The following is a 25,113-nucleotide window of genomic DNA, read 5'->3' on the forward strand; positions in this document are numbered from 1 at the left end:
CAGCTAAAGCCCCAGGACGCTCGCAGCATCCTGGGGCTTTTCCATTAAATAACCCCCGATGCCGGGGCACCAGGGGCTGCTTAGAATAGGGAGTTAGTTATATGTGCGAAGCTCGTCTTATCTGTACTTAGAATGCCTCAAGGGCACGGCTGAGTCATCCCTTGCACCCGCATCTTTATCCCAAGTTGGTCAAGGGGGAGCAGCCCTCAAGAGTTTTGCGAACTGTGACGCCTGTCACTTACAAAGCTCCGCAAGCCAGTGTTGCTAGGGTCGACTGGCTGTGGGTCTATCCCAACAGCTAAGCAAACGGGGAAACATTCAGGATGAAGCCCGGCAGCACAGATTCTCCAGAAAGCTGAGTAGGCAGCGATCGCACCTCCACCTCCTGCCCAGGCCGATAAACCTCCGCCTGTTGGTCCTGAGGATTAATCAGCCAGCTCAAACGAACACCGCTGGCCACGTATTCCTGCATCTTCTCGCGCAGAGTCGTCAGGTTATCGGTGCTCGAGCGCACTTCCATCACAAAATCAGGCGCAATGGGGGGAAATCTGCGCCGCTGCTCTGGGGTTAGCGCCTCCCAGCGGGATAGTTCTACCCAGGCGGCATCGGGCGATGGCCCTTCGGGCCGGTCCTTGACCATCGCTTGCTGCCAATCGGCAGTTGGAAAAACTGTCGAGGAGCTAAACACCTTACCAAGTTGGGTTTGCTTATTCCAAAGATACAGTTCACCGCCAACCTCCATTTCTTGATTGTCGCTCTCACCGCCAACAGGGGGCATAACGATCAACACTCCTTGGGCATTTTGCTCGATCGCCATCTCCGGGTTGTGGATACAGAGTTGGTAGAACTGCTCATCGGTGAAGTGAACAGCCTCGAGGTTAAGTTCAAGGGGCAAATCCAGGGTGGTCATAGGATGCTCCGAGAGATGTGGGCGATCTCTAACTGACGGCGGTGTCTTCTATGGTAGCGACTCGTCTAGTTTGTAGAAATCGTCAAAAACCGTTGCAGACGAACAACTCCACAGAGTGAACTGTCTAAACTATTCACTAACTTGCATCACCAGTACTGACTCTGAACGTGATCTATCACCGATTTCAGCCCAGTCTTACCGGCTTTTCCCTCACTTGTGGCTACCTAATGGGGCAGCGGATTTCCTTTGCTCCGCTGTTGCTCTGATCTATACCAGGGCAATTTCTGGCTAACTAGGATTGCCGCCAGCGGTGAAGCGAGTTGCCGATAAACTTCGTTTTTATCACCCGTTTAACCATGAGCTATAGCTTTGACATAGTGGGCATTGCCCCGGTACTGCAATTTTTTAATCACCAGCAGCAGGCAGAGGCGCGGCGCGATCGCAGCCAGGCCTTTCTCGGCAGCTATTGCTGCACCCTCGATGCCTTTATCAGCGCCACCGAGGCCGTGCACCGCAAGCCTGATTGGGATTGGGATGCGATCGTCAGCACCATCGTCACCTTCTGGCTGAACCAAGAACAGGACGTGCGCCACTGGAGACAGCAGTTTGCCGCCGCCCAGGGCGACCAAAACCTGATTGTGGCCCGCGTGGTCAACTACGACAGTCTGCGCCACGAGTTTGAGACCCTCTTCGAAGACTAAGCGCAGGGCTAAGATGCGAAGAACATGCCAGAATAAAGGCTGAATTCAACATCCAGCATTCGATAGGTTCCGTTGATCAGGCTTCTGGCTAAAATTCGCGATATCTTCCTGCACTGGTGGGGCGACTTCACCCTCCAAACCCGGCTAATGGCCGGGGCAACACTGGTAGTGTCGATGATCACGAGCGCCCTTACCTTTTGGGCTGTCAACACCATCCAGATGGATGCCCGACTCAACGACACCCGGTTTGCCCGAGACTTAGGGCTGCTGCTAGCCGCCAACGTCGCCCCCCTGGTCAACGAAGCCGATCGCACCGAGCTAGCCCGCTTCTCCTACAGCTTTTACCAAAGCACCTCTAGCGTGCGCTATATGCTTTACGCCGACGAAAACGGCGATATTTTCTTCGGCATCCCCTTTTCTGAAGCAGCGGTCCAAAACTCCCTCACGCTGCGACGACGCATGCAGCTGCCCGAGGGCTATGCCCAAAACACCGATCGCCCCCTGGTGCGCCAGCACCTTACCCCAGCAGGTGAAGTCACCGACGTCTTTGTGCCCCTCAACTACAACGGCATTCACCTGGGCGTTTTGGCTATGGGCATCAACCCTAACCCCACGGTGGTGGCCTCCTCACACCTGACGCGAGATGTCACCATTGCGGTGTTTGTCTCCATCTGGGTCATGGTAATTTTGGGAGCCGTGTTCAACGCGCTCACGATTACTCAGCCGATCAAAGAACTCTCATTAGGGGTTAAGAACATCGCCGACGGCAACTTTAGGCAGCGCATCGACCTGCCCCTGGGGGGTGAACTCGGTGAGCTGATCTACAGCTTTAACGACATGGCCGAGCGCCTAGAAAGCTACGAAGAGCAAAACATCGAAGAGCTCACCGCCGAAAAAGCCAAGCTTGAAACCCTGGTTTCTACTATCGCCGACGGCGCCATTCTGCTCGACAGCGATATGCACGCCGTACTGGTTAACCCCACCGCTCGCCGCATTTTTGGCTGGGATGACCAGATTTTGGACGGGAAAAATATTCTGGAACACTTTCCCAATGCGGTGCGGGTGCAGCTCACCCGACCCTTATTTCAGGCCGTCAAGGGCGACTCAGAGGCGATGGAATTTCGGGTACCGATCACTGAGCCCAGCCACCGCACCCTGAGGATCTTGCTCAATACCGTACTCGACCAGGCCAAAGAGAACGTCAAAGGTCTGGCCATCACCGTGCAGGACATCACCCGTGAGGTGGCCCTTAACGAAGCCAAGGCCCAGTTTATCAGCAATGTCTCCCACGAGCTGCGCACGCCGCTGTTTAACATCAAGTCGTTCATTGAAACTCTGCACGAGTACGGCGAAGACCTCAGCGACGGCGAACGCAAGGAATTTCTCGAAACCGCCAACCATGAAACCGATCGCCTCACTCGCCTGGTCAACGACGTGCTCGACCTGTCGCGTCTCGAGTCGAGTCGCCAATACCAGCTCGAAGCCGTCGACATCATTCAGCCGATTGAGCAAACCCTGCGCACCCACCGCCTCAACGCCCGTGACAAGCGAATCGAGCTATTACAGGACGTAGAGCCCAATCTGCCCCCCGTGATCGGCAACTACGACCTGCTATTGCAAGTGTTTAGCAACCTGGTGGGCAACGCGCTGAAGTTTACCGAATCTGGCGGCCAGGTGATGCTACGGGCCCACCAGATTGTGCCCCCCGGAGACGACCCCAACGAGGGCGGCTACATTCGCATTGAGATCTCTGACACCGGCATCGGCATTGCCCCCGAAGACCAGCAGGCCATTTTCGATCGCTTCTTCCGGGTCGAAAACCGCGTCCACACTCTGGAAGGCACCGGTTTGGGCCTCTCCATTGTCAAAAACATCATCGAAAAGCACAGCAGTCAGGTGCATCTGGTCAGCGAAGTGGGCATTGGCACTACCTTCTGGTTTGATGTGGCCGCTTACCAACCCGAGGCGATCGCAATACTAGCCAAAGACAGCACCCACAGTGATGGGGGTAAAGATCTGGCGATCGCCGCTGTCAGCCCTGGAACTCCCAGTGCCTCATCGACTGCTCCCCAAGCCGACCAAAACTAGCCTTCTTCCCCATCCGCTATTGCCTCGGCCTATACCTCAGCTCTGCTCGGTAGCCAGGGTTGCAGCTGCTCAAACAGGTGTTGAACCAACGCCAAATCTTTTACACCGGGATGCTGTTCTACCCCACTGGAAAGGTCAATGCCGTCGGGTCTCAGCGTTGACAGCGCCGTAGATATATTCTCGGGGGTGAGCCCTCCAGCCAGCATCCATGGGCAGGTTGGCCTAAACGACACTAAAGCATCCCAATCCAACGTTAACCCTGTGCCTCCGAGCTGTTGAGGGTGGTAGGCGTCGAGCAGCAGAGCATCGACGTAGGGAGCGTAGGTTTCAGCCCGTACCAGGTCTGTAGCAGTGCGTATACGAATAGCTTTGATCAGGAAGACGCCGGGTAGCTCAGCCAGGAGCTGCTGGCACTGCTCCAGGGTTTCTTGACCGTGGAGCTGAATATGGCTGAGGTTGGCCCGGCGGACAGCGGCGGACATCTCCACTAGCGGGGCATCGGCAAAGACTCCCACGGTTTTGGTCACCACTCCAGCCGCGTCTAGGGCCTGGGTGATTTCGGCGATCGCAGCGGGGGCTAGGTAGCGGGGCGACTGGGGCACACAAATAAAGCCCAGGTGGGTAGCACCGTGGCGGGCGATCGCGATCGCCTGCTCCGCCTGAGTAATGCCACAAATCTTGACCCGCATGTTAACTCTGTTGAACATTCCGTTAGGTGGGTGTCGCCGGATTTTTATAATCCAACAAGGTTGAATGCCTAAATTAAGCGCGTGGCGATCGCCTGAGATTCTGTTTCTTTAAGACTCGATTTAATTCTCAAGACCCAATTTCAATTCTCAAGACCTAATTTTAGACCTCTAGCGGAGAAATAACATTGCTGTTTTCTACCCTGCTTGCTGCCTACACTGTGCCCACCACCCCTGAGTGGTCGTATAAAGTGGCGCTAATTATGATTACCTGCAACCTGTTTGTACTGGCCATTGGCAAGTACGCCATTCGCAAGCCTGGGGCCGGGCCAGCCCTACCCGTGGGCCTGCCCATGCTGTTTGAAGGTTTTGGTCTGCCCGAGCTGCTGGCGATCGCTAGCTTTGGCCACATTCTTGGCGCTGGCATGATTTTGGGCTTGGGCAACGCCGGGCTGCTCTAGCCTCACCAACGCCTAGGCCCAACGACATTGTGGGGCGATTGATAGAATAGAGCCAGACCCCAGACCCAAGTGCCCTAGTTCTGCTAGCCATTACCGGGTCTGGGTTGGTATTTGACAGCATTCATAGGAGCTAGGCAATGCAATCCAACTGGCGCGTTGGGGCCATTTTAGGAATTCCCCTATTTGTCGATAGCTCCTGGTTCATTATTTTGCTGCTGGTGACCGTGTCCTACGGGTTGGAGCCCAGCTGGCACTCGGCCTGGGGCAACCTGGCCTGGGTGATGGGCTTTGGTCTGGCGCTGCTGCTGTTTGCGTCGGTGCTGCTGCACGAGCTGGGCCACAGCCTTGCCGCTAAGGGTCAGGGCATCGCGGTCAACTCGATCACCCTGTTTTTGTTTGGCGGCATTGCCTCCATCGACAAAGAATCGAAAACGCCAGAGGATGCGCTTAAGGTGGCGATCGCCGGCCCGTTGGTCAGCTTTGGTCTATTCCTGCTGCTCACCGCCATCTCCCAGATTCCCTCGCTACCGACTCCGGTGGGCGTGATCACCGGCAGCGTGGCTCAGATCAACCTAGTGCTGACGCTGTTCAACATGATTCCCGGCCTACCCCTCGACGGCGGCCAGGTGCTCAAGGCCCTGGTGTGGAAGGTCACCAACAGCCGCATCAAGGGCATTCGCTGGGCGGCGCGCTCCGGTCAGCTCTTGGGCTGGCTGGCGATCGCCTTTGGCCTGGTCATGGCGTTGTTCTATCAGGCATTCTCTGGCTTTTGGATTGCCGCGATCGGCTGGTTTGCTCTGCGCAATGCCGCCGCCTACAACCAGGTCACCAATCTACAAGAGGCCATGTTGGCCCTTACCGCCGCCGACGCTATGGCCCGCGATTTCAAAGTCGTAGATGCAGCCATGTCGCTGCGACAGTTTGCTGACACCTACCTCCTCGAAGAGAATCGCCCTCCAGCTTACTTTGCGGCCTCGGAGGGGCGCTATCGGGGCTTGGTCACGGTTGAAGATATGCGGGCGATCGAGCGCAGCCAGTGGGAAACCCTGCCACTTAGCCACATCGCCAAGCCCCTGTTGACGATTCCATCGGTGCGCGAGGGCACACCGCTAACCGAAGCCATCGACCAGCTTGAAGACTTACAGCTGCCTCGGCTCACGGTGCTCACCCCCGCCGATGCCGTAGCCGGCACGATCGATCGCGGCGATGTGGTGCGTGCAATCGCCGATCGCCTCGGCCTGCGGGTCTCCCCCGCCATGATTCAGCGCATCAAAGAAGACGGGCAGTATCCCCCAGGATTACAGCTGTCCTCGATCGCAAAATCAGTGATTGAAGAGGCGCGGGCGTAGGGCTGCAAGGTACAAGGTATAGGGAGTAAGGCTTAGGACTGTTCTTTTACCCTATACCTCATACCCTATACCCTGCTAGCTCATACCAAATTCGGAGACTAGCGCTTCGTCGGAATCGTCGGCGATGGTGGCCACAATGGTCATCAAGCGAGAGATTTCGGCGGGGGAAATGTCCTTCAGAATGCGGCTTGAAATCACCAGCACCTGATCGCCCGAGATGCCAAAGCGAGCTTCGAGGGTTTCGTTGCAGTTCTTCTCAAGCAGCCGCTTCATCAGACGGGGCTCATCTTTAGCGGGCAGCATGAGTACAGGGGACCACACGGTTAGCGTATCGGTCTCAGTCTCACCCGTCAGCTGCGCGTACACATCGACACTGCCGTACTTAAATCGCCACAGGTGGCCCTCATCGGTTTGGCTAACCATAGCTCCATCTCCTTGATCCAAAGAAGCAATCACTGCCTCAATGGTGTCCACATAGGACACAATATCTAACCCATCCTCAGGCGGGGTGGAATAGGGTAGATCCATATCTATTGCGTCTTCAGCCATAACAGACCCTTGGTAGCTATTGATCAACAAATCAATTGTGCGGCCGATCTGCGGTGGTGGGCATAGTGCCTCAACCGTCGAAGCGACCGGCGGTCAACAACCGCCAAAACGTCGCGACGATGGTCAGAGACTGGCCCGAGGCCATCGCTGCGCCTCCCCAACTGTAGCCCCTTGCGCTATGTCTGACTATCCCCCGATCGGCTTTCTTGCGGCTTAACAGCGGCTAGAGGCCAATAGGCAGATTATTTGAGCAAATCGGCCTCGCCAGTTTGAGTTGCCCGTCACCCCACTGCTGGAGTGATGTTAAATAATCGTGGCTGCTCAATGCGTTGTCCAGAAGCTGGAGATTTACAGCGATCGCCAGGTCGGCTGAGACATTCTGCATAATCCCTTGAGGGGAGCGCTATCGGCTAGTGCGCTGCCCCAGTTTTTGCCCGTGGTGGTGACTCTAGTCCTAAGCGCCGTGGCCAACGCTATACTCAATTCACCCCGCCGTTTCAACTTCCTGGAACTGATCCTCTAGGGTATCAAAGCTGTAGTCGCGCACCTTGGGCATCTCGGCCGGTACCTCAAACCCCGTAACGGTGCAGGCCTGGCGGCGCTCGGGCCGCGACGAGTAGCGGCAGAGGTGTTCAATAAAGTGAAACACTACTTTGGGGTCAGACCACTTCATCTCGGCCCGCTGCTTGAGAATAATCAGCGCCTCTTTGTCGCTCATCGAGCTACGCCAGCCTTTGCGCTGGCGGCACGACACCCAGGCGTTGAGCACCTGAAAAATGCGGGCTAGATGATTGTGGGGAATGGCCCGCAGGTGGTACTCATCGAGAACGTCGGCGACCTCCTGAAGGCCAGCATCCCTGGCTAGCTGAGCGCTGGCGTCAAACAGCACCTCCATTTGGGCAATGGCCTCACGATGGTCTCGGTACTCCTGTATGAGGTTGTGGTCTTCGAGGTAAATAGCCCCCAGATTTTTGAAGTGGGCGGCCAGAAAGAGGGTCTTTTTGTCGCGATCGCCCAGGCCGGCAATGGTGCCGTAGGCGAGGCACAGATCTGCCAAAAAAATAGATTCTTCAAACAGCAGAGGTTGCCTGCGCTTGAGCAGACTGCGCAGCAGTTTAATAAAGCTGTGGAAGCTAGGGTAGCTCATGGGTCAATGGTTCCCTGAAACAGTTGGCGGCAAACAGAAAGTTCACCACTAGATGAAGTGTTGTGGATTACGCAGACCAACCGTGGACGAGCGATCGGTTACACGGTAGCACCGCTAACCCGATCGATCTGGCTACATCTGGCCTACACCCAATCTCTATTGCCGAATCAGCAGAGCCAGGGCGATATTTTCAGGGAACACCCCAAGTCTAGGTCAAAAGTATGGTGCGGTAACGCAGTTTGTCAGGCCGATAGACCACTCACGCTGCCCGTTAGTTCTTAGGGAACCAGCAAATTCAATGAAGTCAACCAGTCGGCCAAACCGTTCAAAATCAGCTGCACCCCAATGGCCATAACAAACAGGCCCAACAGACGACTCATGGCTTGAATACCGCTGGCCCCCAAGGCTTTTAGCAGCAGCGTAGACGATCGCAGCGACAGAAAAATGACGACGCCGATCAGCCCGATCGCGACGGCGATCGCCAGCATATTCATGGCGGTGGGCACGGATAGATCGCCACCCGCTTGGGCGGCCAGGCCCAGAGTGACGGCGATCGCCCCCGGCCCTCCCAGCAGCGGGATGGTCATTGGCATGAACGAAATATCTTTGTGTTCGCCAACGCGATAGGCCGCATCCTGATTGTCTACTTCGTTGAGCTTGGGGTCAGAGTTCATCGCCTTCCAGGCCGCGTGGAACACCACAATGCCTCCAGCGATGCGCACCACAGCCAGGGAGACACCAAAAAACCGCAGCACACTCCCCCCCACCAGCAGCGTACCGATCAGCAGCAGCACAACATTGCAGGCAATATTTAAAGCGTAGCGATTACGCAGCGCGGCGGGCACCCCGGTGGTCAGCACCAAAAAGATCGGCACCGACCCGATCGGATCTACGACTGGAAATAGGGCCGCAATGCTGCCCACGACAAAATCAATAAAGATGCGCACCGCTGTTTCGCCTGAGAAAACCTGGTTTTACTCTACGGTTATTTTTTTTCTCGTAGCGGTGGCTGGGCTACAGATGAGCAGACTATTTCCAGGCGCGGTTTTCTAAATCTCTTACCTGACGCTCTAGGCGATCGAGCCGGCCGCGCAGCTCGTCCATTTCAGCCTGACGGGGTACGCCCAGGTCTTGCAGCGTATTGCGAAACAGCCGCTGAAACTGCTCTTCGAGCGCGCCGTTGCCCTCGTTGAGCTGGGCCATCACCTCATCCATCAGAGTGCGAGCCTGCTCGGGGTTAAACTTGCCCTCGCGCACCCACTCCTCGCTGACCTGCTTGACCCGCTCAGCGACTAGAGAGGTGGTGCCCACGCCAATCATCAGCAACTGGCGTAAAAGGTTATTGGTATCCATTAAAATCTCCTTGCTATTTGCGGGGCGCGATCGATGGAGGTATCAGGCGATCGATTCAGGAATTTGGGCATTCAGAGCCATGCCTTAACCCTTTGACCTCAAACCCAATTAGCCCCCCATTCATTCTGTCAAAGATTTGGTTGGCCCCTGGGTAATGAAAGCCGAACTCAACCTGCCGGATGCCCTCAGCTTCCCGACAGTTCATCGACTTTGGCCCGCACCGCCTGAATGTCTTGCCACATGAGCCACTTGGGACTGCCTTTATCGCGCGATGGGTTGCGCAGTAGGTAGGCCGGGTGGAAAATCGGCATACACAAACGGCCTTCCCACTCCATCCACTGGCCGCGCACTTTGCTGATGCCCGACTTCACCCCTAGGAGTGCCTTTAGAGCGGTCGCACCGGTAAGAAGAATGATTTTAGGATCCACCATGCGAATTTGCTCTAGCAGGTAGCCCTTGCAGGCCGCTACCTCAGCTGTGGTGGGCACGCGGTTCTCGGGCGGGCGACACTTGACGATGTTGCAAATGTACACATCAGTGTCCGTGTTGAACCGCACTGACTCAAGAATTTTCTCTAGTAGCTGGCCCGACTTGCCCACAAAGGGTACACCCTGCTCGTCCTCCTGCTGACCAGGGCCTTCGCCAATGATCAGCACCGGAGCGGTAGGGCTACCCCGACTGACCACCACATTGGTGCGCGTTTCCGACAGGTCGCAGCGTAGACAGCCCCGACAGTGGGTACCCAGAGTCTCCAGGTCGGGGTAAATGCCGGGGGGAATGGGCACCGATCCGCTAGTGGGAATGGCGTCAAAATCTACAGTGCTGGGGTCTGCGATCGCGCCTTCGGTAGCGCCACTGTCAGCATTAAATAAGCTAAATTGCTCGTCGGCCATCGATTCTTGGGGGCAACATTATCCGCTTGGCATTTATTGTAAAGGGTCTCGGCCTGCCTTGCCTGGGCTATTGCTCAGCGGTGCCCCAGGCAAGGCGTTGTATAGTAGAAAGCTAGTTAAATTATGTTTGTTGTCCAGGAGCCTCAGCCTTGACTTTCTCCGCCGAAGATTTTGCCAAAGCCCTTGAGGCCCACGACTACGACTTTCAGGTGGGTAGCACCGTGCGGGGCACCGTCATCTCCTTTGCTCCCGATGGGGCCACGGTGGATATTGGCGGCAAGTCAGCGGCCTTTTTGCCCATTCGCGAAGCGGCGGTGCGGGCCATCACCTCCTTTGAGGGCGTGCTTGAACCGGGGGGTGAATACTCGTTTCAGGTAATTCGCGACCAGGATGCCGACGGTCAGGTGCTGCTATCGATCCGCAAGCTCCAGCTCAAGCAGCTGTGGAATAAGCTAGCCCAGCAGGCCGAAGAGAACGCTGTGATGGATGTCAAAGTCACCGGCTTCAACAAGGGCGGCGTGACAGTCGATGTGGAGGGTTTGCGGGGATTTGTGCCGCGATCGCACCTGGGACGCACCTACGAGAATCTGGAGGATGCGGTGGGCCAGCGCCTCACCGTAGGCTTCTTGGAGGTCAACCCCGCCGCCAACAAGCTGGTGATGTCGGCTCGCACCGCCGCCCGCAGCCAGGTGATGAGCACCCTAGCCCTAGGGCAACTTGTCGAGGGTACCGTGGCCAGCCTCAAGCCCTTCGGCGCTTTTGTGGAGTTTGACGGCATTAGCGGCCTGCTGCACATCAAGCAAATCAGCAAAAATTATGTCGAGTCGCTGCCCACAGTGCTGCAGGTGGGTCAGTCGATCAAAGCGGTGGTGGTTGGCCTCGACCCTGAACGCAACCGCATTTCCCTCTCGACCAAGGTGCTGGAAAAATATCCCGGCGAGATCATCAAAGAATCTGAAGCCGTGTTTGAAGACGCTGAGAACCGTCTGGGCGACGTCAGCCGCATGCTGAACGACAGCGAGGCCTAGGCACTATGGGCACCGTATGGGAACTCGACTTTTACTCCCGGCCCGTGCTGGATGAAAATGGCAAAAAACTCTGGGAAGTGCTGCTCTGTGAAGGGTTGGTAGGCGCCGGAGCCAAGGCCGATCAACTCTTTCGCTACAGCAAGTTTTTGCCCAGCAGCGACGTCAACTCGATTGTTCTGAAGGGGGCGATCGAGGAGGCGATCGCCGAGGCCACCAGCCAGGGCATTGCGCCCCCCAGCCGCATTCGGTACTTTCGCTACCAAATGCAAAACATGATTTTGCGAGCCTGTGAAGACGCAAGCATTCCGGCTCGGCCCAGCCGTCGCACGGTGGCGTTGCAGAGGTGGTTGAGCGATCGCAACCAAACTGTGTATCCCCAGATGGAAGGCTATACCAGCGCTCCTTCGCCTTCGGTAGCAGCGCCGCCCCCCAGCCCCCAGGCTCTGCCCGATGCCCTACTGGGGCAGCAGTGGACCTTTGTCACCCTTGAGGCCGCCGCCTTTGCCGATCTGCCCGACTGGGAGATTGGCTTTGGGGAATCCTTTCCTCTAGATATGGCGAATCTAGACCCCAGCACCCCAATCCCTGGCCTGCTGATTTTCTCCCCCCGCGCCACCGCCCTGGCCGCCTGGATGTCGGGCCTAGAGCTAGCTTACTGGCGCATAGAATCCAGCAAAGCTCCCCAAATTATCCTAGAAACCGGAGCCTTCGATAGCTGGGTCTTGGCGGGTCTGCCTGGCCCTAAGCTGCTGGCCGAGGCCCAGGCGTTTGAAGCCGCCAAGGCCAAAGCTAATCAGGTGCATTTCATTGGCATCCAAGACAGCCGCGAAAGCGAATCTTTTGCTGGGTTTTGGCTGCTGCAAGAGCTGCTTTTGGGGTGACGAGATGGCCTCTCCTCCAACTATTTCTCGCTAGCCAGATTCCAGAGTTCCTAATGAACCTTGGAATCTAGTCCCCCGATGCCCAGGCAGGACTACCGATGCCCGATCGCAAGCAGCAACCCATAGTTCAATCCCTCGCCCAATGGCCTCACTGGCGCAACCTAGGCATTTACGTCCTGCTGCTGCTCATTGCCCTGGTGATGGTGTTTCCGCTGCTGTGGCTGCTCAGCACCTCATTTAAAGGAGCAGCAGAGAACCTGCTAGCAACTCCGCCTCAACTTCTGCCCCAGCAGCCGACCCTAGCCAATTACCGACAGGTATGGCAGTCAAACCCCTTTGGCCAATATTTTTTCAACAGCAGCGTAGTGGCGGTGCTGACGGTGGCGGCAAACCTGCTGCTGTGCTCGCTAGCGGCCTATCCTCTAGCGCGGCTGTCATTTCTGGGCCGCGACACTTTGCTGGCGCTAATTGTGGCCACCATCATGATTCCATTTCAGGTGGTGATGATACCGCTGTATATTTTGGCTGTTAATTTGGGCCTACGGAACACCTATCTAGGGCTGGTGCTGCCCTACCTAGCCTCGGCCTTTGGCATCTTTCTCATGCGCCAGGCGTTTCAGGGCGTGCCCAAGGAGCTAGAAGAAGCTGCCCGCATGGATGGCTGCTCTGACCTCGGCATCTGGTGGAATGTAATGCTGCCCGCCACTCGCCCTGCCCTAGTAACGCTAGGAATCTTTGTATTCATTGGCACCTGGAGCGAGTTTCTCTGGCCCCTGATTTTGCTCGATCGCCCCGAGCGCTACACTCTGCCCCTAGGCGTTGCCCGGCTGGCGGGCAGCTTCTCCCTTGACTGGCGGCTGATTGCGGCTGGGTCTATTTTGTCGGTGCTGCCCGCCATCGTGGTGTTTGTGCTGCTACAGCGCTACATTGTGCCCACAGAGACAGGGAGCGGGGTCAAGGGATAGATGGGACGCCCCTTGGTATACAGAGTTACAGCTTTATTGGTTCCTTAGATTCATCACTTAAATTGGTGCGGGTGATTTAGTCGCCATCGCTTCATCAGGGCCGTTGCCTAGGGGCTGCGGTCCCCTTTTCCCAGTGAGACTCTACAAACTATGAAACTTAAAACCCTGGCTATTGCCCTGCTCTCCAGCGCTGCTGCCGTTGGCCTCTCAATTTCTACGGCCTTTGCCCAAGTTGCCGAGGTCAATATTGACAGTCTCAACGTGCGCTCTGGCCCCGGCCTCAACCACGGCGTTCGCGGCACCATACCCAGAGGTGCCCAGGCTAAGATTATTCAAACCCAGGGGGATTGGCTCTATGTTGTTACCGGCCCGATTGAGGGTTGGGTTTACGCCCCCTACGTCACTGTTTTAGATCAGCCAGGGCCAGGGGTTGACGCGCCGACAACCACCGTCATGGTCTGCAACGGCACGAATCGCACGACAGCCCGCGTGTACCGCCAAAATGGCGAACTCAAGCTGCGAGTGCACGATCGCCTCGACAATATTACCTGGCTCGATGTCCCCGCCCGCATAGAAACTGGCTCTGGGCCCACGACCTACATCAACATTCGCGGTGAGCAAACGACTCGGGTGTTGCAGAGCCAAAGCTCGCCGGCCAACTGCTCGATTCAAACCACCAACCGCCCCATAGAGGCTGGAGTGGTGACCGAAATAGAGCAGCCCTAGCAGCGCTGAGGCTCAAGTCTAGTTTGAGCCGCTAAAACCCTACGGCACTACCGCTTTAGCAACCTTTAAAAACTTGCTGCGCTTGAATGAGATTGAAGTTAAGCTCTGCACAAACACATATTGCCTGGGTGCAAGGTTCGAATATTTGAACCTCGCACCCAGGCAATTTAAACAGCCTATTTAGGAGTTTCGGCCCAGCTAGATTTTGGGCAAAAGGATTGGCCCAGACTGAAAACCTCCCGCTCTATTTGCCGCCTGTGACTTTTTCGACCAGGCCTTTAGCATCTTCAACCAAGCTCTTCTGGTCAGGATTTTCCTGACGGTACTGCTTTAGATTTTTCTCGTAGACTTTTTGCATGCCGTTGGGGTTATCAATGACCTCGACGGCCTCCTCATAGGCCTGATCTCGGGGTTCTTCAGTCATCTTTTGGTCTACCGGCGGGGTCGCAGTGCCCTTGCTGTTAGCAGCGAAAGCAGGCTGAGTCGCCAAAGTTAGCCAGCTCATTAGGCCAACTAGGCAAACCAGGGCGATCGCACGAAAGCGGCGGCTAACAACTTCTTTAGAGAGTGTGATAAGGCGTTGCATAAAGTTTTTAAGTTCCTTAGTATAAATGTGAGAAATTCCGGTTCTGCCAGAAAGCGACGGACTAAAGCCGCTGATAACCCAGAACAGATTGAACTGTATAGTACGAGACCTAATGCTAGTGCCTCTCTACCCCCAGACACATTCTATGGGCTGAGTTTTAGCAGCCCGTAAGACTGATGGAAGGATAAAGAGTTTAGGGTTTCAAGCCGCTGTCTAACACAGGCTTTGAAATTGTGAGAAACCTATGGCCCGGTTTTTGCCGAGACACCCCAGCATTTACGTTGGGGGAGCGACTGCTGTAGGATGGTTGCCTATGTAAAATTTCGGCTAGGTTCAGGCATTAGCGCTAGGTTCTTAGCGCGCTCTAGGGCTCGGGCTACCGGAATGCTTGGTGTGTTGCGCCGGTGCCATGATTCCCCAATCCCAGTTGCAAAAGCTTGAGTCTTGCCCCAGCGGCCCATTGCAGATTGAACCCTCACCAGCTCTAGCTGGGGATGATGGGGTTGCGCTACAAACCCTAACCCTGTCCCTAGCCATACCCACCTACAACGAAGGCCAGAACATTGGCCCACTGGTGGAGCGCCTGGTTGCCCTACTCGACAGCACGATTCCCCAGGACTATGAGCTGATTGTGGTTGACGACAACAGCCCCGACCTCACTTGGAACAGAGCTCTAGAATTACAGACAACCTACCCCCAGGTGCGAGTGCTGCGGCGGCAGGAGGAGCGAGGCCTATCTTCGGCGGTGATTCGCGGCTGGCAGATCGCCCGAGGGCGCATTTTAGGCGTTATTGACGCCGATTTGCAGCATCCCCCAGAGGTGCTGCTCGGGCTGTTGAAGGCGATTCAGCAAGGAGCTGATTTGGCGGTGGGCAGTCGCCACGTCGAGGGCGGCGGTGTCAGCGAGTGGAGCCTGGCGCGGCGAGTGCTGTCGCGGGGGGCGCAGACGGTGGGTCTGCTGCTGCTGCCTCGGGTAGTGGGTCGAGTGAGCGACCCCATGAGCGGCTACTTTATGGTGCAGCGGGAGACGATCGCCGGCCCTCTGCTCAACCCCAAGGGCTACAAAATTTTGCTCGAGGTGCTGGGGCGCGGCACCATTGATACCATCGCCGAGGTGGGCTACGTCTTTCAAGAGCGGCAGGAGGGAGCGAGCAAGGTCACCTGGCGACAGTACATCGACTACATTCACCACCTGCTGCGGCTGCGGCTGGGGGGGCGACTGTCACAACTGCACCAGCACTTCCCCATGAAGCGATTTGTGCGCTTTGGGGTGGTAGGGCTCAGCGGCGTGGTAGTGGATATGGTCATTCTCTACCTGTTGCACAGCACCCTAGGGCTACCTCTAACCCGCAGCAAAATTGGGGCGTCTGAAGTAGCGATTATCAACAACTTTATTTGGAATGACGCCTGGACCTTTGCCGACATCAGCATGTTGCAACAGGGTTGGTCGGCTCGGCTAAAGCGGTTTCTTAAGTTCAACCTGGTATGTCTGGCGGGGCTGGTACTCAACGTGCTGGTGCTCAACGTGATCTACAACCTGGTGTTTGACCAGCGCTGGCCCTACCTGGCAAACTTGGTGGCGATCGCGATCGTCACTTTCTGGAACTTCTGGCTCAACCTCAAGCTGAGCTGGCGCGTAACACAGGTGAAATAGAGGGTTTAGGGTTTGAGGTATAAGGTCTCAGGCCAACCCCTTAAACCCTATACCTGAGACCTTATACCTGCCTTCCTCAACGGCAATCGAGGGTAGCAAACACCTGGTCGGCGGTAGTTTGGGGCGCATCGCCGTGGGTCAGCACCCATACAAAACGGGCGTCGTTGTTGTGCTCGACAAAGGTCAGCAGACTGGCGGCATTATAGGTGGTAGGGCCGTCTTCAAAGCTGCCTGTCTGGATCACAACGGATACGGGCTGATCGCAGAGGGTACGCTCTTCAACCCGCTGCTCAGTGAGTTGATAATTGCCTTCGGTAGTAATGCTGTTTTGAAACTCTTCAACGAAGCTTTGCTGAGCGTTGCTCCCCTTGAGATAGCTGGGCAACTGGCCCATGGTCAGCAGCACCGACGGGGGCGAGTCGGTGTTTGCTACCTGAACCATCTGCATGCCCAACATGCCCATATTCAAAATAGTTTGAGTCTCACCGGGAATGGTGTAGGTAAACAGCTCTTGGTTTTCGGCTGAGCCCTGGTCGGGGCCAGCGGAAAACTGCGTGGTGCCGCCAATGACCAACGCCGTGACCAGCCCGGCCAGCACCGGCACCCCAAAGCAGCCGACACAGCCCAGCGCTACCCACTTAACCGCGTTGCTTCCATCTGAAGGGGTTGGGGGTTCGGAGTTAGCCTGGGTCATTAGTTAACCGTTATACAGAGTGTGGTGTTGCCTTAGATTGCCCCGTTTTGGGTCGCTGCCGCCAATGGTGAATCTTTGCGATCGCCCCCTCGCACAGCTAACCCTGCCTTGGCGCTATCAAGTCTGAGGGCGAAGGGCCGAGCGGGCGATAAAACGGCATAGCCAACGGAGGTTTTTGAGCAAAAAAGGCCCGGCTTGACCAAAAATGTACCTTTAGCGACTTAAAAAATCCGTCGCAAGAGTGTTTATAATGCTCAATGCTGAAAAATACTCTTTCAATAGGTAGTTTTGCTATGGCTTTTTCTCGTCTACCCGGTGCTAAATTGTCGGTCTCTGCCTGGGGTCGCTTGGGTGCAGTGGCAGCACTCTGCCTCGTTGGTGCTGTAGGCTGTACCACCCCTGTAGAAGTTATGGATCCCAACGAAGAAGCTCCCTCTACCGAGGAACCCACGACTGAAGAGCCTGGAGCTACGATTGATGTATTCTTTGGCGATATCGCAAGCCCTGAGGGCGGCACCGTAAAGCAGCTCCGGCTACCCGGCCCCGAGACCGCCGTTATGGTGGCCTGTGACCAGGAAGGCTTCGTCCCCTTCGCCTACAGCGACGCGGGCCTAGACTGGGTTGGCTGCCAAGTGCCCAACCCCGGTGACGCCGTCGGCCCCGAGTCGGCGCTGACCGAGCCCGAGCTATCTGACGTACCCAGCCCCGTCGGCGGCACCGTCTCCATGGTGACCATCCCTGGCCCCCAGAGCGCTGTTTCGGTGCTCTGCGAAACCGGTACCCCCTTTGTCTATGAAGACCAGGGCACCTGGGTTGGTTGCCAGGGCAGCTAGTCCTATCGATGGGTAAAAGCCTTTAGATCAATTAGGCCCCAGACTCCTCCAACAGGGGAAAAGTCTGGGGCCTATTTTTTGGAAGTTGAGCCCTGCCTCAAAGCGGGCCTATAGGGGCAAACGGTTGTTTGCCCAGCGAGGTTATTGCCCAATCAGGGCGAACGGTGTTCGCCCATACATTGGACAGAATCTGCGGTTACGCCCCGACCGCTTCCTTCGCCGCGTACAGCACCTCGGCGGTGATGCTGGCGACTCCCTGCTCACGAGCGAACTTCTCAGTGTTGCGCTTCACCTTGCCGCGCACAAAGCCGGGGATCTTTTGCAGCTCGGCCAGGCCGTCGGCGCTCCAGCCTAACCCAGCCTCGACAGCGGCATCGGCGCTCATGGTTTTGGTGAGAATTTCTTTGGTATCGTGGCCGCCAAAGAACTCCAGCAGGTGGTCCTCCATACCCAAGGTAAAGGAGTTGTAGACCAGGTCAACGATCTGGTTGGCCCCCTCATAGCCCATGAACGGTCGATAGCCCACTGGGAAGTTTTGAATGTGAATGGGGGCAGCAATCACGCCGCAGGGGATGTCGAGCCGCTTGCCCACGTGGCGCTCCATCTGGGTGCCGAAAATAGCGGCGGGTTCGAGTTGGGCAATGCGATCGCCAATTTCCCCATTGTCCTCACTGACCAGAATCTCGTCGCAGTACTCGCCCACCTCAGCGGCAAACCACTCGGCGTCGTACTTACAGTAAGTGCCCGCCAGCACCACATGGATGCCCATTTCGCGGGCGAGAATCTTGACCATGGCGGCGGCGTGGGTGCTGTCGCCAAACACCACGGCTTTTTTGCCAGTTAGGTTCTGACAGTCGATCGATCGCGAGAACCAGGCCGCCTGCGACACAAACCGGGTCTGCTCGTCGATGAAGGCGTCGTAATTTACATCGGCCCCCTGATCGTTCAGCACCGTTTGAATGGCGCGAATGCAGCGAGCGGTTTCGACAATGCCCATGGGGGTGATGTCGACGTAGGGCATACCCAGCTCTTCTTTGAGGTATTCTGCCGTCAGCGGCCCCACTTCGCGGTAGGGCACGAGGTTAAACCAGGCGCGACCCATGTCTTTGATCTGGGTTACCAGTGCGCCCTCGGGCATCACCAGATTCACCTCAATGCCGAGTTGAGCCATCAAGGTGCGTAGCTCACGGCAGTCGTGGTTGTTGTGGAAGCCTAGGGTGGTCATGCCAATGATATTCACCGAAGGCTTCTCGGTTTTGCCCTCGGGAAGGGTGCCCTGCTTGCGGGCTTTAGCCAGGTAAAACTGCACGATCTGCTGGAGGGTGCGATCGGCGGCTTGCAGCTCGTTGACTCGATAGTGGTTGACATCGGCCAGCAGCACGTCGCCCTGGGAGTCAAGGCTGGCGCGCTGCACAAAGTTGGCCAGATCCTCTTGCAGAATACTGGAGGTGCAGGTGGGGGTGAGTACGATTAAATCGGGCTGCTCTTCTTTGTCTTTGCGGACGATATTATCGACCACCTTTTCTTGGGAGCCGCGCGCGAGGACGTTGCGATCGACAATGCTGGCGGTAACGGGGGTGAAGTCGCGCTCCCGCTCTAGCATCGATCGCATGACATTAAAATAGTCATCCCCCAGCGGCGCGTGCATAATCGCGTGCACGTTCTTAAACGAGCTCGCAATGCGCAGGGTGCCAATGTGCGCCGGGCCGGCATACATCCAGTAGGCCAGTTTCATCGGGTGAGTCTCCTTGGTGGCGGTGGTCAGCGTGAGTTTGCCGAAACACCCTGAGCCGCGCAGCCCTGGTAGACCCAACGGTTTTGATTGTCGCGAAGATATAGCGGTGATGGGAGCCTCTGAGAGAATTCTTTACTTCAGCTCCGAGATGGCGAGTGTATGGCCAATGACTGGCCCCCAGAGGGCCAAGGATTCCGCCTGTCAAAGTGGCCTAACTCAATCAACTGCTGTAACAGTCATGGACGGCTCTCGATACTGCTGCACCCTGGGGCGTTTCAAAAAGTGTCTCCACCGTAGATGCCGTAGCGGAAGACTCGCCTAGGGTTGACGTAGCTATTCACACCGTTAAGGAGTAAGCCGATGAATTCTGTGCAGCCGCCATCCAGTCATAGTCAAGCCTGGGTCGTGCAAACTTGGCTGGCCTTTTTGCTGTCGGTAGGCAGCCTATCGCTGGGCATCTTTTACCTGCCGGTCGATGGCTGGGTAAAAGGCTACATGGGCATGGGCACCCTGTTTGCCCTGGGATCTACCGCCAGCCTTTCTAAAACGGTGCGCGACCTGCACGAAGCTAGGCAGGTCACCGCCCGCATTGACGAAGCCAAGGTTGAAAAACTTTTGGCTGAGCATCACCCGCTGCGGTAGCGCAATTAATTGCCACAGGCAGCGAAGTAAAACCCCAGCAAAACCTCTCTGGCATACCACCGCTTAAAAGAAACTGATCGCACAAATGCGATGTAAGACAACACTAAAGCCCCAAAGAACAACGCCACCTGCTCAAAAGATGCCGCTCCGACGCGAAAAATATTGACCCAAAACACTCCGCCTAGGATCAGCAGCCCAAACGAGATGTTGCGGTACATGATATGGGTAGCCTGGTACAGATCTGCGGTAACCAGAGAGGGCCTGTTATTTTCTTTTAGATACGAGCAAACCCTCGAATAGAGATGGTTCATCGTTTTTGGCATGCCAACTTTATCGTGCAGCAGCAGCACTAAGCGATTCTCAAAATCGAGGGTTTTGGGATCAGTGTCTTTGGCCAGCCCTTGCAGCCACTCGCCTCTGTTGAGCAGAATTTCAGCTGGGAAATAATCGAAGTCTCGCTTCGACAGACTACACAGGGCCAAAAAAAACTTCCAGGTCACGCCCTGCGCTAAGCCTCCTAAGAGGTAGCTAGCAAACGCCAACGCAATCACCACCTGCAGGGAGAACTTGGTTAAGATCAAACCGATAAAAGCTTGCAGGCTAATGGCCGGGTTGTAGAGCAAGAAGATCGCCAATATGAGGGGCACACCCCCAAGAATGGCAGCGAAAAACTCGTAGGGCCCCAGCGCAAATTTGAATAGATCCATAACCCCAGGATGGCTAAATCAACGGCAAACAAGTTTAGAAAAAACCCTCAAAGGCCGCCAGTGCCTCATCTTCAAGCACAGGACCAATCACTTCAACTGAGCGCTTGCCGTGCTTAAGTACCTCGCGGCTACTTAAATGCAGCTGAAAAGGAGACTCGCCCTGGAAGTTGTAGAGGCGATCGCTGCCCAGCGCATAGATCAGCCGCCCCACCCCACTCCAAAAAATCGCCCCAGAGCACATGGGGCAGGGTTCGGTGCTGGCGTAGAGGGTGCAGTCTTTGAGGGTATCTAGGCTCAACCCTTTATCCATTTGGCGCAGCAGCACAGTTTCGGCGTGGCCGGTGCAGTCTTGCTCGGTGATCTGGTTATTTTCGGCTTCGGCCAGCACCTGGCCTGAGGCATCGGCCAGCACGGCACCAAAGGGGCGATTGCCGGCCTGACGGGCGCTGTGGGACAGAGCGATCGCTCGCCGCGCATGGTTCAAATCTTGCTCACTCACATCGCTCATCCGCCGCCCTCCGATTGCTTGTTTACCCATCATCCCACTAGACCTGGGGCTACTTAGGGAAGCCGTTGGGAATCTCAAAGCGATCGCCCGTGCGGCAGTATTCATAGCCCGCCATGCGCCCGATCGCCCCTACTTTATCAACATCAATGCGGTTGTTCTCGCCCAGCACATCGTCACGCACAAACAGGTGCACCACCTGGCCAATCACAATGTGAAACTCACCCACCGGCACAATTTGCAGGGTGCGGCACTCAAAGGCCACGGGCGACTCTCCCACGCGGGGCGGTTTGATCACTCGGCTAGGGGCAGGCGACAGGTTCACATAGTCAAATTCCGACTTGCCATAGGGTAACGGCTCGGCACATTCCGCCACCTGGTGAGCGTAGGACTCAACCGCCAGGTTGATCACGTATTCACCAGTGCCGCCTTCGCTGGGGGGGCGCACGTTGCGTAGGGTATCTTTTTCGCTGCCGTCGGGCTTGAGGCTGATGCTAAACATCAGCGCCAGAGGCTTGTGGCCCGCCGCGTTGAAGTAGGAGAAGGGGGCCAAGTTGGCCACGCCCTCAGGCGACAGGCTGGAGACAAAGGCGATCGGACGGGGCACGACGCTGCCAATCAGCAGCTTGTAGCGAGTTGAGGGGTCTAGCAGTTCGGGGTCAATTTCCATGAGGGTCGGGGTGCAACAAAGGCGATCGCAGGCATTCTGCCACGTTTCGCCCGCTGTAGCTGCGCCCTACGTAGCTAACCCCGACCTATCCACCATGAATCTGGCTGTTCTAGCCAAACAACCCCACCGCTATCAAAGGCCACTAGGCAACGCTATCAGTGCCCCGGCGAGTAGCCGCTTACGAACTGCGCTGTTCGACCTGCAAGACCAGGATATGGACATCAGCAGGCTCTTTGACCGGTGTTTCTGGAGGAGTTACCGTAGGCCAAACTGTCTTTAACTCTTGCAAACTTTTGGCGATCGCAGTGTGGTCCTCAGCGCGGGTCTCTTCCATCTCCTGGGCAATGGTTTGGTACAGCTGGTCGGCATAGACAACGAACCCGCGCGAGTCTTGATACTCAACTGCTTCCACGATTTTGCCATCCACCACGGCAGCCTCATATTCTTCAGCGGCGGTTTTGAGAACCTGGGTGATGACTCCCAGCACAAAGTCAGGGGATTGGCGCTGGTCAGCGGGTAAGGCCTCGATCGCACCATCAATCGCTGCAGTCGATTCGTCGAACTCGGTTTTGAGCTGATCGCTCTCAGGGGCAGACTTGGTCAAATCAAGCAGCTCATTGAGCTGGTCTTTAAACGGCGGCACATTGCGCTCGGCGAGCTGAGCCTCGACCCCACCGTACAGTTCTTCAACCGGGTGGCCAATATGGGGTTCAGCTTCCTCATAGTTACCGGCGGCGATCAGCTCTTCTGCCACCATCAGGTGACCTTTCATCAGCGCCAGGCTGGTCATATAGTCGGCATCAGGATTGCTAGTGGCTCCAGCTTCACCGCCCTCGCCACCTTCACCGCCCTCGCCACCTTCGCCGCCCTCGCCGCCGCCATGGGCCGCATCTGCGGTGGGAGAGGGTTCGGTACTGGCTTCACCACCTTCAGGTGTTGGCCCGCCACAAGCTCCTAACGTCGCCGCTAAACCAACCGCCAGGAACAGCTCTACAGGCTTGAGTTGCTTTGCCATATCAGTGTCAATTGAGAATAAATTGCGTTTAGTCTTATCTCTATGAGCCTAGGGCTATCTGAGATCGCATGTCAATAAGATCCGAAGCGGCGGCGGCGAGCGAGGCTTGAAACCTAGGCCGGCAAGACATCAAACAGCCCCATGCAGCCGTGCTCTGCGATCGCATCCTGGTGGGGATGAAACATATATTGACCGGGATAGGGGTAGGCAAACTCCAGAATGTGGCGCTCAGCGGTGCCCATGGTGATCACGTCAGAATCGCCGGTTGAGGTGAGGGTGCGCCCCGTCGGAAAAATTTGAAACAGGTTGGCATGGATGTGGAAGGTCACCGCTACGTCAAACTCAATCATATTGAGCAAATATAGCCGCACCCGCTGGTTTTGGTAGATGGGAATTGGGTGATCGCGGTAGTAGTTAGGAACGCCGTTAAAGGCATACAGCTCGTTGTGCTCATTGTTGTCGATGTCAAAGCCGCCCATCACCAGCACCATCTCGTCCGCAGGTGGACGACCCTCAGGCGGATCCACAATAAACAGGCCGTAGAGCCCCTTACTGATGTGACGCGTCACCGGAGCGACATGGCAATGGTAGGGATGCACGCCAAACGGCCCCGCCTCAAACTCGTACACCATCGTTTGACCGTGGCGAATCGGCTGGACCCCATCCATCTCAGCGGGGTGAATGCCGTGGAAGTGCATGCTGTGAGAATGCCCGTCCTGGTTGTGGAAGACAATTCGCACCCGCTCCCCGGCTTTGGCTCGCAAGGTGGGACCCGGCACTCTGCCGTTGAGGTTCCAACTCATGAAGGTAATGGCACTGTTGAGCTGGAGGGGTGAGCTGTTAGCCGTCACCTCAAACTCGCGCACAGGGCGGCCGTTTTCTGACTTGAGGGTGCCGTAGTCAAAGTCTCGCAGCAGGGTCATGGGGTCAAAGCTATTGTCGGTCGGCGGCGCATAGCCCTCGGGCAATGAGGGAATGCGCGCGGCTTGCGTTCCGAAAGGGTGGCCGGAGGTCAATCGCCCCGCCCAAGTTGACCCCGCTACTGCCGCCGTCGCGACGGCCCCAACGCCCCCAGCCCCCCAGCCCAGAAACTGACGCCGCGACCAGGCCGTCGGAAATTTTGCGAAGGGTTGTTTAGCCATGCCAAAGAGAAAACCATCTTCTTGAGAATAGTTCTTAATGGCTAGAGTTGTCAGTTTCATGGGGGCTTGAGCCCTGGCTCGTTGGCGACAGCAATTGTCAACAGGCTGTGCTGCCTTGGGCGCGATCGGTACCGCTAGCGAACCACAAACTCGCTTAACGTCCAGGCGGTTTGGGGCAAAGACGGCGCGATCGCAGTACAGCAACACCGTAGACTGCGTCAGTCGCCAGCAGAACTAATAAAGCCGAGTTAACGCTGGGTTGCACTTCATTAGCTTTAATTCAGTGTTATTCGACTACGAATGCCTTATATATAGTCGTTGCAGTAGTACCACCATCAACGCGATTAGAAAGGTAATAGGAAGAGCGACTTTAAGACCTTCTATCACTGAAGTATAAAGGCGAGGAGATGGGAGACAAGCATACACATCTGTAACCAGATCGCCGCAGACTAGAAACCGCAGAACCCTATTCCTCAGAAAAAAGCTAAACAATGAGAAGATGGCAACACTAATCCAACCGGCCTTTTGTGACAATAAAATATTGCCCAGATATCGCTTCAGCTTCTGCAAAGAGTTTGCACCAGACGAAGTTTGTCTAGTTATTGATTCATGCTGAGCAGCTACACTTTTTTGTTCATACCACTGGGCAAGGTTTTGCCCCGCCAGCCCGCCAGCCCAGCCAGCAATAATAGACGCTATTACAGAGCCAAAGCCAATTGTCACGGCTGAACTAGGCGTCATTCCTTGCGATGAAAAATACCAAGGTCCAAAAACAGCAGCCCCGCCCCCAGCTATTAAAGCACCCATAACTTTGGCGATGAGGTGATAGAGCCAAACTGACCGTAGTGGGTAAAGAAACAGGCACGCTATAGCACTCAACAGTAGCCCATTAATCAACCCTAGTCCTAAGCCCAAGCCAGCACCGACTATTCCTGTCAAGATCAAGAGAAGTGGAAGTGGGAAAAAGCCAAAAAGGGCGCCCAGTATTGCCCCTGACATCAGCCCTATCACAGTGCTTCGTAGGGTAATGTGCCATGCCAGTTGTCGCTTTGAGATTGAGCGTTGACCTTTTGGGCCTGGTGTATCGTTGAGAGCCATTGCTTTGTTCTCAAGAGTTGCCTTCGACGCATCACACAAAGTGATGACACACCCTGCTGACCATAGCAAAATTGTACTCTTCCAAGACTTTAACC

29 protein-coding genes are annotated in these 25,113 nt (G+C 56.1%); 12 read left to right on the top strand and 17 right to left on the bottom strand.

Features of this window, described 5'->3' with window-relative positions; all coding sequences use genetic code 11:
• Positions 1-298: 298 nt before the first annotated feature.
• On the bottom strand, positions 299-910 hold the full coding sequence (locus H6F75_RS17360) for a Uma2 family endonuclease (RefSeq protein ID WP_190753712.1): 612 nt from the start codon (positions 908-910) through the stop codon (positions 299-301).
• Positions 911-1,266: 356 nt separating this feature from the next.
• Between H6F75_RS17360 and H6F75_RS17365 the strand changes: the two genes are divergently transcribed.
• Together H6F75_RS17365 and nblS are read left to right on the top strand one after the other, a co-directional pair.
• Positions 1,267-1,611 carry a hypothetical protein gene (locus tag H6F75_RS17365; RefSeq protein WP_190753713.1) on the top strand — a complete coding sequence of 115 codons (345 nt, stop codon included), beginning with the start codon at positions 1,267-1,269 and terminating at the stop codon, positions 1,609-1,611.
• Between the two features lie 72 nt (positions 1,612-1,683).
• A complete protein-coding gene (nblS, locus tag H6F75_RS17370) occupies positions 1,684-3,699 on the top strand; it encodes a two-component system sensor histidine kinase NblS (protein ID WP_190753714.1) in 2,016 nt (671 codons plus the stop codon).
• A 29-nt stretch (positions 3,700-3,728) separates the two neighbouring features.
• Here the strand turns inward: nblS and H6F75_RS17375 are convergent, their stop codons facing one another.
• The gene (locus H6F75_RS17375) at positions 3,729-4,388 is read right to left on the bottom strand and encodes a phosphoribosylanthranilate isomerase (RefSeq protein WP_190753715.1); all 660 of its coding nucleotides are present in this window, start codon (positions 4,386-4,388) and stop codon (positions 3,729-3,731) included.
• A gap of 185 nt (positions 4,389-4,573) precedes the next feature.
• On the opposite strand from H6F75_RS17375, the gene psaK reads away from it, so the two are divergent.
• The gene (psaK, locus tag H6F75_RS17380; RefSeq protein ID WP_190753716.1) at positions 4,574-4,846 is read left to right on the top strand and encodes a photosystem I reaction center subunit PsaK; all 273 of its coding nucleotides are present in this window, start codon (positions 4,574-4,576) and stop codon (positions 4,844-4,846) included.
• 137 nt (positions 4,847-4,983) lie between these two features.
• Complete coding sequence (locus tag H6F75_RS17385) at positions 4,984-6,195, top strand: site-2 protease family protein (protein ID WP_190753717.1); 1,212 nt, start codon at positions 4,984-4,986, stop codon at positions 6,193-6,195.
• A gap of 75 nt (positions 6,196-6,270) precedes the next feature.
• Here the strand turns inward: H6F75_RS17385 and H6F75_RS17390 are convergent, their stop codons facing one another.
• The 6 genes from H6F75_RS17390 to H6F75_RS17415 all read right to left on the bottom strand — a co-directional run bounded on the left by H6F75_RS17390 (position 6,271) and on the right by H6F75_RS17415 (position 10,137).
• A complete protein-coding gene (locus H6F75_RS17390; RefSeq protein ID WP_190753718.1) occupies positions 6,271-6,744 on the bottom strand; it encodes a YbjN domain-containing protein in 474 nt (157 codons plus the stop codon).
• A gap of 223 nt (positions 6,745-6,967) precedes the next feature.
• Positions 6,968-7,129 carry a hypothetical protein gene (locus H6F75_RS17395; protein WP_190753719.1) on the bottom strand — a complete coding sequence of 54 codons (162 nt, stop codon included), beginning with the start codon at positions 7,127-7,129 and terminating at the stop codon, positions 6,968-6,970.
• Positions 7,130-7,228: 99 nt separating this feature from the next.
• Positions 7,229-7,891, bottom strand: coding sequence for a hypothetical protein (locus H6F75_RS17400; protein ID WP_190753720.1), 663 nt, complete (start codon positions 7,889-7,891; stop codon positions 7,229-7,231).
• 278 nt (positions 7,892-8,169) lie between these two features.
• Positions 8,170-8,838, bottom strand: a complete 669-nt coding sequence (locus H6F75_RS17405) for a MarC family protein (RefSeq protein WP_190753721.1) — start codon at positions 8,836-8,838, stop codon at positions 8,170-8,172.
• 82 nt (positions 8,839-8,920) lie between these two features.
• Positions 8,921-9,244: a phasin family protein gene (locus H6F75_RS17410; RefSeq protein ID WP_073608028.1), complete on the bottom strand. Its 324-nt coding sequence runs from the start codon at positions 9,242-9,244 to the stop codon at positions 8,921-8,923.
• Between the two features lie 185 nt (positions 9,245-9,429).
• Positions 9,430-10,137 carry a uracil-DNA glycosylase gene (locus tag H6F75_RS17415; RefSeq protein ID WP_190753722.1) on the bottom strand — a complete coding sequence of 236 codons (708 nt, stop codon included), beginning with the start codon at positions 10,135-10,137 and terminating at the stop codon, positions 9,430-9,432.
• Positions 10,138-10,286: 149 nt separating this feature from the next.
• On the opposite strand from H6F75_RS17415, the gene H6F75_RS17420 reads away from it, so the two are divergent.
• The 4 genes from H6F75_RS17420 to H6F75_RS17435 all read left to right on the top strand — a co-directional run bounded on the left by H6F75_RS17420 (position 10,287) and on the right by H6F75_RS17435 (position 13,737).
• A complete protein-coding gene (locus tag H6F75_RS17420) occupies positions 10,287-11,165 on the top strand; it encodes a S1 RNA-binding domain-containing protein (protein WP_190753723.1) in 879 nt (292 codons plus the stop codon).
• Between the two features lie 5 nt (positions 11,166-11,170).
• Positions 11,171-12,046, top strand: a complete 876-nt coding sequence (locus H6F75_RS17425; RefSeq protein ID WP_190753724.1) for a Tab2/Atab2 family RNA-binding protein — start codon at positions 11,171-11,173, stop codon at positions 12,044-12,046.
• A 98-nt stretch (positions 12,047-12,144) separates the two neighbouring features.
• Positions 12,145-13,011, top strand: coding sequence for a carbohydrate ABC transporter permease (locus H6F75_RS17430; protein ID WP_190753725.1), 867 nt, complete (start codon positions 12,145-12,147; stop codon positions 13,009-13,011).
• Positions 13,012-13,161: 150 nt separating this feature from the next.
• Complete coding sequence (locus H6F75_RS17435) at positions 13,162-13,737, top strand: SH3 domain-containing protein (RefSeq protein WP_190753726.1); 576 nt, start codon at positions 13,162-13,164, stop codon at positions 13,735-13,737.
• A gap of 244 nt (positions 13,738-13,981) precedes the next feature.
• Here the strand turns inward: H6F75_RS17435 and H6F75_RS17440 are convergent, their stop codons facing one another.
• Positions 13,982-14,323: a hypothetical protein gene (locus H6F75_RS17440; protein WP_190753727.1), complete on the bottom strand. Its 342-nt coding sequence runs from the start codon at positions 14,321-14,323 to the stop codon at positions 13,982-13,984.
• A gap of 409 nt (positions 14,324-14,732) precedes the next feature.
• Here H6F75_RS17440 and H6F75_RS17445 point away from each other — a divergent pair, with 409 nt between their 5' ends.
• Positions 14,733-15,977 carry a glycosyltransferase gene (locus H6F75_RS17445; protein ID WP_190753728.1) on the top strand — a complete coding sequence of 415 codons (1,245 nt, stop codon included), beginning with the start codon at positions 14,733-14,735 and terminating at the stop codon, positions 15,975-15,977.
• Positions 15,978-16,053: 76 nt separating this feature from the next.
• On the opposite strand, the gene H6F75_RS17450 is transcribed toward H6F75_RS17445, so the two are convergent.
• Positions 16,054-16,671: a hypothetical protein gene (locus H6F75_RS17450; protein WP_190753729.1), complete on the bottom strand. Its 618-nt coding sequence runs from the start codon at positions 16,669-16,671 to the stop codon at positions 16,054-16,056.
• Positions 16,672-16,964: 293 nt separating this feature from the next.
• Between H6F75_RS17450 and H6F75_RS17455 the strand changes: the two genes are divergently transcribed.
• Entirely contained in the window at positions 16,965-17,504 is a 540-nt protein-coding gene (locus tag H6F75_RS17455) for a hypothetical protein (RefSeq protein WP_190753730.1), read from the top strand.
• A gap of 196 nt (positions 17,505-17,700) precedes the next feature.
• Here the strand turns inward: H6F75_RS17455 and bchB are convergent, their stop codons facing one another.
• Positions 17,701-19,239 carry a ferredoxin:protochlorophyllide reductase (ATP-dependent) subunit B gene (bchB, locus tag H6F75_RS17460; RefSeq protein WP_190753731.1) on the bottom strand — a complete coding sequence of 513 codons (1,539 nt, stop codon included), beginning with the start codon at positions 19,237-19,239 and terminating at the stop codon, positions 17,701-17,703.
• 360 nt (positions 19,240-19,599) lie between these two features.
• Between bchB and H6F75_RS17465 the strand changes: the two genes are divergently transcribed.
• Positions 19,600-19,881: a YiaA/YiaB family inner membrane protein gene (locus H6F75_RS17465; RefSeq protein ID WP_190753732.1), complete on the top strand. Its 282-nt coding sequence runs from the start codon at positions 19,600-19,602 to the stop codon at positions 19,879-19,881.
• A gap of 5 nt (positions 19,882-19,886) precedes the next feature.
• Here the strand turns inward: H6F75_RS17465 and H6F75_RS17470 are convergent, their stop codons facing one another.
• The 5 genes from H6F75_RS17470 to H6F75_RS17490 all read right to left on the bottom strand — a co-directional run bounded on the left by H6F75_RS17470 (position 19,887) and on the right by H6F75_RS17490 (position 23,920).
• On the bottom strand, positions 19,887-20,588 hold the full coding sequence (locus tag H6F75_RS17470) for a hypothetical protein (RefSeq protein ID WP_190753733.1): 702 nt from the start codon (positions 20,586-20,588) through the stop codon (positions 19,887-19,889).
• 34 nt (positions 20,589-20,622) lie between these two features.
• Positions 20,623-21,096 carry a nucleoside deaminase gene (locus H6F75_RS17475; protein ID WP_190753734.1) on the bottom strand — a complete coding sequence of 158 codons (474 nt, stop codon included), beginning with the start codon at positions 21,094-21,096 and terminating at the stop codon, positions 20,623-20,625.
• A 49-nt stretch (positions 21,097-21,145) separates the two neighbouring features.
• Positions 21,146-21,763 carry a flavin reductase family protein gene (locus H6F75_RS17480; RefSeq protein ID WP_190753735.1) on the bottom strand — a complete coding sequence of 206 codons (618 nt, stop codon included), beginning with the start codon at positions 21,761-21,763 and terminating at the stop codon, positions 21,146-21,148.
• Positions 21,764-21,941: 178 nt separating this feature from the next.
• Positions 21,942-22,778 (bottom strand): hypothetical protein, encoded by an 837-nt coding sequence (locus H6F75_RS17485; RefSeq protein WP_190753736.1) that lies wholly within the window; start codon positions 22,776-22,778, stop codon positions 21,942-21,944.
• A gap of 113 nt (positions 22,779-22,891) precedes the next feature.
• Positions 22,892-23,920, bottom strand: coding sequence for a multicopper oxidase domain-containing protein (locus H6F75_RS17490; RefSeq protein WP_190754165.1), 1,029 nt, complete (start codon positions 23,918-23,920; stop codon positions 22,892-22,894).
• 94 nt (positions 23,921-24,014) lie between these two features.
• On the opposite strand from H6F75_RS17490, the gene H6F75_RS17495 reads away from it, so the two are divergent.
• Entirely contained in the window at positions 24,015-24,158 is a 144-nt protein-coding gene (locus H6F75_RS17495) for a hypothetical protein (protein ID WP_190753737.1), read from the top strand.
• A 56-nt stretch (positions 24,159-24,214) separates the two neighbouring features.
• On the opposite strand, the gene H6F75_RS17500 is transcribed toward H6F75_RS17495, so the two are convergent.
• Positions 24,215-25,018, bottom strand: coding sequence for a hypothetical protein (locus H6F75_RS17500; protein WP_190753738.1), 804 nt, complete (start codon positions 25,016-25,018; stop codon positions 24,215-24,217).
• Positions 25,019-25,113 lie beyond the last annotated feature (95 nt).

The organism is Nodosilinea sp. FACHB-131 (assembly GCF_014695395.1).
Classification (GTDB): Bacteria; Cyanobacteriota; Cyanobacteriia; order Phormidesmidales; family Phormidesmidaceae; genus Nodosilinea.

What these genes read in the sequence shown, in the direction of transcription:
- H6F75_RS17360 (WP_190753712.1), bottom strand. Translation starts at nt 910, where the DNA reads ATGACCACCCTGGATTTGCCCCTTGAACTTAACCTCGAGGCTGTTCAC.
- H6F75_RS17365 (WP_190753713.1), top strand. Translation starts at nt 1,267, where the DNA reads ATGAGCTATAGCTTTGACATAGTGGGCATTGCCCCGGTACTGCAATTT.
- H6F75_RS17375 (WP_190753715.1), bottom strand. Translation starts at nt 4,388, where the DNA reads ATGCGGGTCAAGATTTGTGGCATTACTCAGGCGGAGCAGGCGATCGCG.
- H6F75_RS17385 (WP_190753717.1), top strand. Translation starts at nt 4,984, where the DNA reads ATGCAATCCAACTGGCGCGTTGGGGCCATTTTAGGAATTCCCCTATTT.
- H6F75_RS17390 (WP_190753718.1), bottom strand. Translation starts at nt 6,744, where the DNA reads ATGGCTGAAGACGCAATAGATATGGATCTACCCTATTCCACCCCGCCT.
- H6F75_RS17395 (WP_190753719.1), bottom strand. Translation starts at nt 7,129, where the DNA reads ATGCAGAATGTCTCAGCCGACCTGGCGATCGCTGTAAATCTCCAGCTT.
- H6F75_RS17400 (WP_190753720.1), bottom strand. Translation starts at nt 7,891, where the DNA reads ATGAGCTACCCTAGCTTCCACAGCTTTATTAAACTGCTGCGCAGTCTG.
- H6F75_RS17410 (WP_073608028.1), bottom strand. Translation starts at nt 9,244, where the DNA reads ATGGATACCAATAACCTTTTACGCCAGTTGCTGATGATTGGCGTGGGC.
- H6F75_RS17415 (WP_190753722.1), bottom strand. Translation starts at nt 10,137, where the DNA reads ATGGCCGACGAGCAATTTAGCTTATTTAATGCTGACAGTGGCGCTACC.
- H6F75_RS17425 (WP_190753724.1), top strand. Translation starts at nt 11,171, where the DNA reads ATGGGCACCGTATGGGAACTCGACTTTTACTCCCGGCCCGTGCTGGAT.
- H6F75_RS17430 (WP_190753725.1), top strand. Translation starts at nt 12,145, where the DNA reads ATGCCCGATCGCAAGCAGCAACCCATAGTTCAATCCCTCGCCCAATGG.
- H6F75_RS17435 (WP_190753726.1), top strand. Translation starts at nt 13,162, where the DNA reads ATGAAACTTAAAACCCTGGCTATTGCCCTGCTCTCCAGCGCTGCTGCC.
- H6F75_RS17440 (WP_190753727.1), bottom strand. Translation starts at nt 14,323, where the DNA reads ATGCAACGCCTTATCACACTCTCTAAAGAAGTTGTTAGCCGCCGCTTT.
- H6F75_RS17445 (WP_190753728.1), top strand. Translation starts at nt 14,733, where the DNA reads ATGATTCCCCAATCCCAGTTGCAAAAGCTTGAGTCTTGCCCCAGCGGC.
- H6F75_RS17450 (WP_190753729.1), bottom strand. Translation starts at nt 16,671, where the DNA reads ATGACCCAGGCTAACTCCGAACCCCCAACCCCTTCAGATGGAAGCAAC.
- H6F75_RS17455 (WP_190753730.1), top strand. Translation starts at nt 16,965, where the DNA reads ATGGCTTTTTCTCGTCTACCCGGTGCTAAATTGTCGGTCTCTGCCTGG.
- bchB (WP_190753731.1), bottom strand. Translation starts at nt 19,239, where the DNA reads ATGAAACTGGCCTACTGGATGTATGCCGGCCCGGCGCACATTGGCACC.
- H6F75_RS17465 (WP_190753732.1), top strand. Translation starts at nt 19,600, where the DNA reads ATGAATTCTGTGCAGCCGCCATCCAGTCATAGTCAAGCCTGGGTCGTG.
- H6F75_RS17470 (WP_190753733.1), bottom strand. Translation starts at nt 20,588, where the DNA reads ATGGATCTATTCAAATTTGCGCTGGGGCCCTACGAGTTTTTCGCTGCC.
- H6F75_RS17475 (WP_190753734.1), bottom strand. Translation starts at nt 21,096, where the DNA reads ATGAGCGATGTGAGTGAGCAAGATTTGAACCATGCGCGGCGAGCGATC.
- H6F75_RS17480 (WP_190753735.1), bottom strand. Translation starts at nt 21,763, where the DNA reads ATGGAAATTGACCCCGAACTGCTAGACCCCTCAACTCGCTACAAGCTG.
- H6F75_RS17485 (WP_190753736.1), bottom strand. Translation starts at nt 22,778, where the DNA reads ATGGCAAAGCAACTCAAGCCTGTAGAGCTGTTCCTGGCGGTTGGTTTA.
- H6F75_RS17490 (WP_190754165.1), bottom strand. Translation starts at nt 23,920, where the DNA reads ATGGCTAAACAACCCTTCGCAAAATTTCCGACGGCCTGGTCGCGGCGT.
- H6F75_RS17500 (WP_190753738.1), bottom strand. Translation starts at nt 25,018, where the DNA reads ATGGCTCTCAACGATACACCAGGCCCAAAAGGTCAACGCTCAATCTCA.